Below are 299 nucleotides of genomic sequence, written 5' to 3'. Positions count from 1 at the left end.
AACAGCCCCGCCTGCGCGGGGACGACACCCAAAGGCCGTCACTCTTGCGCTGGTAAGGCGGAACAGCCCCGCCTGCGCGGGGACGACCCCCCAATGGCTATCGCCAACTTCGTCCCCGAGGGAACAGCCCCGCCTGCGCGGGGACGACTGCTACAACAGCGGGGTGACGTCGACGGGTTCCGGAACAGCCCCGCCTGCGCGGGGACGAACGGCGCTGCCGCGGAAGAATGTGGGGCGGGCCGGGAACAGCCCCGCCTGCGCGGGGACGACCGCAAGGCCGAACTGGACCTCGGGCACTG

1 CRISPR repeat array is annotated in these 299 nt (G+C 71.9%).

The annotated features are described in order from the left end of the window. Position 1: 1 nt before the first annotated feature. Positions 2-270: a CRISPR direct-repeat array (repeat unit 25 nt; unit sequence ACAGCCCCGCCTGCGCGGGGACGAC). Positions 271-299 lie beyond the last annotated feature (29 nt).

This window comes from Dietzia sp. SLG310A2-38A2, from assembly GCF_014145095.1.
Lineage (GTDB): Bacteria > Actinomycetota > Actinomycetes > Mycobacteriales > Mycobacteriaceae > Dietzia.
This window is presented reverse-complemented; position numbering and strand designations above follow the sequence as displayed.